At 43.2% G+C, this 7,747-nt stretch carries 6 protein-coding genes and 2 pseudogenes; 1 reads left to right on the top strand and 7 read right to left on the bottom strand.

Annotated elements, in window-relative coordinates:
• Positions 1-278, bottom strand: a pseudogene (locus LD39_RS20280) (flotillin family protein); the annotation flags it as partial.
• 242 nt (positions 279-520) lie between these two features.
• On the opposite strand from LD39_RS20280, the gene LD39_RS20275 reads away from it, so the two are divergent.
• Complete coding sequence (locus tag LD39_RS20275) at positions 521-2,482, top strand: AMP-binding protein (RefSeq protein ID WP_035552839.1); 1,962 nt, start codon at positions 521-523, stop codon at positions 2,480-2,482.
• A 108-nt stretch (positions 2,483-2,590) separates the two neighbouring features.
• Here the strand turns inward: LD39_RS20275 and LD39_RS20270 are convergent, their stop codons facing one another.
• The 6 genes and pseudogenes from LD39_RS20270 to LD39_RS20245 form a co-directional block, all read right to left on the bottom strand.
• A complete protein-coding gene (locus tag LD39_RS20270) occupies positions 2,591-4,120 on the bottom strand; it encodes an acyl-CoA carboxylase subunit beta (protein WP_035552847.1) in 1,530 nt (509 codons plus the stop codon).
• A 14-nt stretch (positions 4,121-4,134) separates the two neighbouring features.
• Positions 4,135-4,917 carry an enoyl-CoA hydratase gene (locus LD39_RS20265; protein ID WP_035552837.1) on the bottom strand — a complete coding sequence of 261 codons (783 nt, stop codon included), beginning with the start codon at positions 4,915-4,917 and terminating at the stop codon, positions 4,135-4,137.
• Entirely contained in the window at positions 4,910-5,830 is a 921-nt protein-coding gene (locus LD39_RS20260; protein ID WP_035552834.1) for a hydroxymethylglutaryl-CoA lyase, read from the bottom strand. Before LD39_RS20260 ends, LD39_RS20265 begins: the two co-directional genes overlap by 8 nt.
• Before the next feature lie 15 nt (positions 5,831-5,845).
• Positions 5,846-6,058, bottom strand: a complete 213-nt coding sequence (locus tag LD39_RS20255) for an acetyl-CoA carboxylase biotin carboxyl carrier protein subunit (RefSeq protein ID WP_035552831.1) — start codon at positions 6,056-6,058, stop codon at positions 5,846-5,848.
• Between the two features lie 13 nt (positions 6,059-6,071).
• Positions 6,072-7,427, bottom strand: a complete 1,356-nt coding sequence (locus tag LD39_RS20250; protein WP_035552829.1) for an acetyl/propionyl/methylcrotonyl-CoA carboxylase subunit alpha — start codon at positions 7,425-7,427, stop codon at positions 6,072-6,074.
• 18 nt (positions 7,428-7,445) lie between these two features.
• Positions 7,446-7,747, bottom strand: a pseudogene (locus LD39_RS20245) (AMP-binding protein); the annotation flags it as partial.

The following is a 7,747-nucleotide window of genomic DNA, read 5'->3' as shown; positions in this document are numbered from 1 at the left end:
AGCTGGAATGAAGTCAAGTCAATCGGGGTTGCCGTTTGGAACATACGCAGGCGATAGCCTCCGCCACGTATAATTTTTACAGAGCGTCCGTTATCATCTTCGAACACATTCTTTTCTTTTTCCGGATCCCCTAGTTTCGGCCCTGTAACGATTAACGCTTCGTTAGAACTTGCTGTCTTGTAGCGTAAGCGGAAAATAATAAACGTGATGATTCCTCCTACGAGAGCAACCACTCCAACGACTCCTAAAATGACTAAAAATAATGCACCTTCTAGCATGTCTGTTCTCCAACTCCTTCTATAATTTTCTCAACCATTTTTCCTTCTGTTATGTAAAAAATGGGTTCAATATTACATACCGATTACAACCCTAAAAAAGTTTCACCCAATTTTCAAGATCTTACAAGAATTCATCGAAATCTATCATGTGAAATTTGTACAAGTATTCATTGTACAGAGCGATTAAGGTATAATTAAATTGGACATTTCTGAATTTTTGCTAAAGAAGGAGGAAGTTGAGAATGGCTACATATAAAAATGCTTGGACACCTTCAGAGCAACAAATTAAGCAAACAAGACTCTACCAGTGGATGGATAAACTGGGGTATCAAAACTATGAGGATTTTCACCAAAAATCTATCGATGATATTGATTGGTTTTGGGATGAGGCCGTCAATGAATTAGGGATTGAGTGGTACACCCCATATGAACAAACGCTAGATATATCAAAAGGGGTCGCTTACCCGAACTGGTTTATCGGAGGCGAAATGAATGTCGCTCATAACGCCTTAGATAAATGGGCTGCTCGAGCGGACAAAAAGGACTCGATTGCGCTTTATTGGGAAGGTGACAACGGAGATCGACGATTGTTTACGTATGCACAATTAAAGGATGAAGTGAATGCCATTGCTAATGGATTGAATAAGCTTGGGATTTCAAACGGAGATGTCGTTACCCTGTACATGCCGATGATTCCTGAAACACTTATTGCCATGTTAGCCATTTCAAAGGTTGGGGCTATTTTCTCTCCTGCTTTCTCTGGCTATAAGGCTAACGCCGTCGCTACTCGTATACAAGCATCGAAAGCAAAGGCACTTATTACAGCGGATGGGTTCTTTCGCAGAGGAAAAATGATACCTATGAAAGACGAAGCCGACTTGGCTGCGGATCAATGTCCATCTCTGGAACATGTCATTGTCGTCGAACGCGCAGGCTGTGAAGTCGAATGGAATGAATACCGGGATGTTGAATGGTCTCATATCCGCAAAAATGAAACCGTTTACAGAGCGGTAGTTAAGAAGGCGGACGACCCGTTCATGCTCATTTACACCTCTGGCACTACTGGAAGGCCAAAAGGTGCCGTTCATACCCATGCCGGTTTCCCAGTTAAAGCTGCCTTTGATGCGGGTGTGTGCATGGACGTAACCAAAGATGACACTCTTTTCTGGTACACAGACATGGGCTGGATGATGGGGCCATTTTTAGTATATGGCGGACTCATCAATGGCTCTTCCATCGTCATGTTCGAAGGGACACCGGATTACCCAAACCCTGATCGTCTCTGGGAGCTCGTGGAGCGTTATGAAGTGACGCACTTAGGAATATCCCCGACTCTTGTACGGTCTATGATGAAGCATGGAGAAGAATGGTTGGAAAAACACGATTTAAGTTCACTGAAATTGATTGGGTCGACCGGTGAGCCCTGGAACCCGGAACCATGGCACTGGTTATTCAAGCATGCCGGGAATTCTCAGGTGCCTATTTTTAATTATTCAGGTGGGACAGAGATCTCCGGAGGCATTTTAGGAAATGTGCTCATTAAGCCTATTCAGCCAATCACTTTTAATGCAGCCCTGCCCGGAATGGATGTAGACGTCTATGATGAAGATGGAAAATCGTTATCCAATCAAGTTGGTGAACTGGTCATACGTAAGCCGTGGGTGGGAATGACCAATGGATTTTATGAAGAAAACGAGCGCTATGAGAACACCTATTGGAACCGCTTTAAAGACACCTGGGTGCATGGTGACTGGGTGATTTTGAATGATGAAGGTTTTTATACGATCACCGGCCGTTCCGATGATGTATTAAATGTAGCCGGGAAAAGGCTGGGGCCTGCTGAAGTCGAATCCGTCCTTGTTGAGCATCCTTCTATTATAGAAGCAGGAGTGATCGGTGTCCCTCATGACATCAAAGGAGAAGAACCGGTAGCATTCGTGGTATTATCTCCGAATGTAAAAAATTCGACTGAAATCGTGGAAGAAATCAAACTTCATTTAGATCAAAAATTAGGAAAAGCGTTAGCTCCGAAAAAAGTATATATAGTAGATGACTTGCCAAAGACGAGAAACGCCAAAGTTATGCGAAGGGCAATCAAATCCGCTTATCTTAATAAAGAATCAGGAGATTTGAGCGCTTTAGAAAATCCGAATGCTGTCAATCAGATTAAGGATATCGGTAAAAAAGTGCACATTCGAAAATAAGAACTATAAAAGAGCTTCCTTTTGGGGGAGCTCTTTTATTTACAGACACAGATATCATGATAAAACCTCCTGAGTCATTAAATCCACTCAGAAGGTTTTTTATTTAACTTATACTGGGTAAACCCCGTGCTTTCTTTCAGTAAACTGTACATCTTTATTTTGATAAGCTTCATAGCGTTTCGCTAGTTCATCACGCAGACGATCAGGCTGCACGATATCATCGATCACCATTTCTGATGCTAATCTATAAATGTCGATGTTTTCTTTATATTCTTCATGCTTTTCCTTAATAAAAGCTGGACGTTCCTCTTCAGGTAATTCAGCAATTTTATTAGCATAAACAGCATTCACGGCAGCTTCCGGCCCCATGACAGCGATTTGTGCGGTTGGCAGCGCCAGACAAGCATCTGGTTCAAAAGCTGGACCTGCCATGGCATAAAGACCTGCTCCATAAGCTTTTCTAACGACTACAGAAATCTTCGGAACGGTAGATTCACTCATCGCTGAAAGCATTTTTGCTCCGTGGCGTATGATACCAGCCCTCTCAACTTTCGTTCCAATCATGAATCCTGGAATATCCATTAGGAAAAGCAATGGAATATTAAAGGCATCACACAACTGAATGAACTTTGCTGCTTTGTCTGCAGAATCCGGGAACAGCACACCGCCTTTAGCTCTCGGCTGATTCGCTATGATTCCTATCGTACGCCCGTCAATCCGAGACAAACTGGTAATTAACTCTGGGGCAAATTTTTTCTTAATTTCGCAGAACGAATGATCATCAATTAACCGATCAATCAATTGATACATATCAAACGGTGCATTTTGATTTTTAGGGATTAGTTCCTCGATTGATTTGTCAAAGTCAGTAGGAGCCAGTGTTTCCTTCCTCTTCGGAAGTCCGCGATAATTTTGTGGAAAATAACTCAGGTAATTTCTCGCGAATTCGATGGCTTCTTTCTCGTCATTTGCCAATACATCGCCACATCCGGATACAGAACAGTGCATATTCGCTCCGCCCATTTCCTCTAGAGTCACTTTTTCACCAATAACTTTTTCAGCCATCCTTGGTGACCCTAGGTACATGGATGCATTTCCGTCGACCATGACGACAATGTCACAAAATGCTGGTATGTAGGCTCCTCCAGCAGCTGATGGACCAAATAACAAACAAACTTGAGGAACACGCCCAGAAAGTTTGATCTGATTGTGGAAAATGCGTCCTGCCCCTCGTCGATTCGGGAACATTTCCACTTGATCAGTGATCCTCGCTCCTGCTGAGTCTACTAGATAAAGCATGGGCAAGTTGAGTTTCATAGCGGTTTCTTGAATTCGAATGATTTTTTCTACTGTACGTGCGCCCCATGAGCCAGCTTTAACTGTAGAGTCGTTAGCCATCACGCACACTTGCTCTCCATTGATTTTCCCGATGCCTGTCACTACACCATCTGCGGGCAGTTTTTCATCCTGGCAGTTTGCGAAGAATGCATCTTCGATATTTAAATCCTCATCAAAGAGAAGTTCTAGACGTTCCCTTACAAAGAGTTTGCCTTTTTCAGCATTTTTAGCATGATATTTTTCTGCCCCTCCAGAAGCTATTCTTTTCGCTTTTTCTTCTAAGGTTTGATTTTTCGTCATTGTTTTTTCCACCTCTACTCTCCTTTATAAACGGGTTTGCGTTTTTCCTTGAATGCTTCTAAGCCTTCACTGCGATCCTTTGTCGGGATCGTCTTTTGATAACAGAGTCGTTCAAATTCAAGTCCCGTTGTTAAGTCGGTTTCTATTCCATAATTGATCGCTTTTTTCGCTTGCCTTAGAGCTATCGGTCCATTTCTTCCAATGGTACATGCAAAATCTTTGGCTTCCTGCAATAGAAATTGAGGTTCATGAATAAATTCAACGAGTCCTAGAGATAAGGCACGTTCTGCTTCGACCGGTCTTGCAGAATAAATCATGGCTTTCGCTTTTCCAACTCCAATGAGGCGAGCCAGTCTTTGCGTCCCTCCTGCCCCTGGAATGATCGCAAGGGAAGTTTCGGTCAAGCCCACTTTTGTTGAAGTGCTCATGATCCTTAAGTCACAGGCAAGAGCGAGTTCTAGCCCTCCGCCGAAGGCAACACCATTAATAACAGCAATGGTAGGCACTGGAATTTGTTCAATAAGCCTGACTGTATCGCCGATTTTTTCAACCGTCTTAATCACGTCTTCATCAGACATTCCGGCACGTTCTTTAAGATCCGCTCCAGCACAAAAAGCCTTATTCCCTCTCCCTGTAATCAAAACCGCCCGGATGTCTTTTCGATTTTCAATTTCACTGACGGATTCAGAAATCTCATCAAGCAATGCTGACGATAGTGCATTTGCCGCTTCCGGCCGGTTTAAGGTCATAAGTAAAACATGATTTTCTACTTCTTCTAATGTTACGAGCTCAGACATCGCTTACACCCCCTCCTTTGTTTAACACTTGCATTTGATGGCTAGGGAGAAGTTTCTCAAGCTTCGACTGGATAAATACAGCTGCTTCCTCAAGTTTTGCTTCATCCAACCCTGTTTCGATATTCATTTGATGAAGCATATGCACTAAATCATCTGTAGCAAGGTTCCCTGAGGCGCCTTTAGCATAAGGACAACCACCAAGGCCCCCTAGCGATCCGTCAAACGTCGTAATTCCATGATTCAGGGAAACGAGGACGTTCGCCAATGCCATTCCCCTTGTATTATGGAAATGCATCGCAATGTCATCGAACGACAGCTCTTTTTTTAATATTTCAAGTACGTCATCGACTTGTTTCGGATTTGCAACACCGATCGTATCCCCTAAAGATAGCTCATCAATTCCCATATCAAGCAGATGCTTGCTCACTTTTATGACTTGGTCCACTGGAATTTTTCCTTCATAAGGGCAGCCAAACACCGTTGATAGATAACCGCGAACGCTTTTGCCTGCCTGCTTCGCTTCGTTAACCACTTCTCGGAGTACTGGATAAGTCTCCTCTATCGTTTTATTAATATTTTTCTTATTATGAGTGTCACTGGCTGACATGAAAACAGAGACTTCGTCCACATTGGTTTCCAGAGCGCCCTCAAGTCCTTTCATGTTTGGAACGAGAGCCGCATACGTAATTCCCGGCTTGCGCTCAATCGAAGCGGCGACTTCCTTTGCATCTTTCAACTGAGGAATCCATTTTGGATGAACGAAGGAACTGAATTCGATATACGGATAGCCTGCCTCGGAAAGTTTATTAATCCAGGCTATTTTGTCTTGTGTAAGTACTTCATTAGGTTCGTTTTGCAGTCCATCACGCGGACCGACTTCTTTGATTGTGACGTACTTCGGTAATTCAAGCATCTCATCCGCTCCTAATTATTCGATGATTGCAATGACGTCGCCTTCGTTGACGAAGTCTCCCTCGGCCACTTTCAATTCTTTAACAGTTCCTGAAGATTCAGAAGGAATCGGAATTTCCATTTTCATAGACTCCAAGATCGCGATATCCTGTCCTTCACTTACCTCTTCTCCCTGTTTTGCTACGAGTTTCCATACGCTTCCTGCCATTGACGCTTTCACTTCATTCATGATTTCGTCCTCCTTAATGGTTCGTTAATGTGGGTAGATAGTAGTCTTGGATAAATGTTGTTTTCGTTTCGCCTGCTTTGAATTTGTCATGAGTAATGACTCGCTTCAGCATAGTAAGGTTCGATTTAATCCCTTCGATTTCGTAAGCATGAACCGCCTTTGTCAACCGATCGATCGCTTCATCTCGATTTGCTCCATAGGCGATCAGTTTAGCAATCATAGGATCATAAAACGGGGTCACCTTAGAGTTCCCGGTAACAGCGACTTCATTTCTGATCCCTTCGCCTTCAGGTAAAACGAGCTTTGTAATCTGCCCTGGTGATGGATAGAACGTATTCGGATCTTCCGCATAGATACGAACTTCTATCGCGTGACCTTGAATCTCAAGGTCTTCCTGGGAAATCGTCAAGGCTTCCCCTGCAGCAACTTTTAACTGCTGTTCTACAAGGTCTACACCTGTAATTTCTTCCGTCACCGGATGCTCGACTTGCAAACGGGTATTCATTTCGAGGAAGTAATAGTTTTCTTTGTCATCAACAAGAAATTCAATGGTTCCTGCATTTGAGTAGCCTAACGTTTTCACCGCTTTTAGTGCACTTTCTCCCATTAGACCCCTCGTTTCATCAGATAGAACTGGGGAAGGGGCTTCTTCTACCACTTTCTGATGCCTGCGCTGGATCGAACACTCTCGTTCAAACAGGTAAACCGCGTTTCCATGTTTATCTGCTAAAACTTGAATCTCAATATGCCTTGGATTTTCGATTAACTTTTCAATGAACATTTTACCGTCTCCGAAAAAGGTTTGTGCCCGTTTCGAATTTCCCTCAAATGCTTTCTCAAGTTCTTCGTCGTTATAAACAGCTTGCATGCCGATTCCTCCGCCGCCAGCAGCAGCTTTAAGCATGACAGGATATCCGAAATCATTGGCACAGGCCATCGCATCTTCCGGAGAAGCAACAGCTTCCTCTGTGCCTGGAATGATTGGGACGCCGGCAGTTTTCATTTCTGCTCTTGCTGCAATTTTATCTCCCATCTTTGAGATGACTTTCGCATCAGGGCCAATAAAGATCAATCCGGCTTCCTCGGTTTTTTTAGCAAACTCCGCATTTTCACTTAACAACCCGTAGCCAGGGTGAATCGCTTCTGCTCCCGCTTCCTTGGCTACTTTTAATATTTTCTCTATATTTAGATAAGATTCATTGACTCTAGGTTTACCAATCAAGTAGCTTTCGTCCGCAAGCGATACAAAAGGGGCAGTTTGGTCGGCCTCAGAGTATACTGCTACGGTTTGAATGTTCATTTCTTTGCATGTACGAATAACACGAGCGGCGATTTCTCCTCGGTTAGCAATTAAGATTTTTTGAAACAAGCTCCATTCACTCCTTTATTAGGATTTCAAATTCATCATATCGAGGGCTTCTTCTCTCAGCTTAAATTTTTGGATTTTCCCACTGGCCGTCATCGGATATTCCTCTGTAAACGAAATATAGCGAGGGATTTTATGTTTTGAGATCTTCCCTTCACTGAATTCCCTTATATCTTGTTCATTAAGAGATTTCCCTTCTTTTGGAATGATCCAGGCCATGATTTCTTCCCCGTATTTCTGATCCGGGACGCCGACAACTTGAACATCGAGCACATCTGGATGTTGATAAAGAAATTCTTCAATTTCTCGAGGGTACACATTTT

The sequence above is a fragment of the Halobacillus sp. BBL2006 genome, assembly GCF_000786645.1.
Lineage (GTDB): Bacteria > Bacillota > Bacilli > Bacillales > Halobacillaceae > Halobacillus.
Note: the sequence above shows the minus strand (reverse complement) of the source record. Positions and strands in the feature narration are given on the sequence as shown.

Excerpts from the sequence above, each read along its gene's own strand:
- LD39_RS20255 (WP_035552831.1), bottom strand. The coding sequence starts at position 6,058 with ATGAATGAAGTGAAAGCGTCAATGGCAGGAAGCGTATGGAAACTCGTA.
- LD39_RS20270 (WP_035552847.1), bottom strand. The coding sequence starts at position 4,120 with ATGACGAAAAATCAAACCTTAGAAGAAAAAGCGAAAAGAATAGCTTCT.
- LD39_RS20260 (WP_035552834.1), bottom strand. The coding sequence starts at position 5,830 with ATGCTTGAATTACCGAAGTACGTCACAATCAAAGAAGTCGGTCCGCGT.
- LD39_RS20265 (WP_035552837.1), bottom strand. The coding sequence starts at position 4,917 with ATGTCTGAGCTCGTAACATTAGAAGAAGTAGAAAATCATGTTTTACTT.
- LD39_RS20275 (WP_035552839.1), top strand. The coding sequence starts at position 521 with ATGGCTACATATAAAAATGCTTGGACACCTTCAGAGCAACAAATTAAG.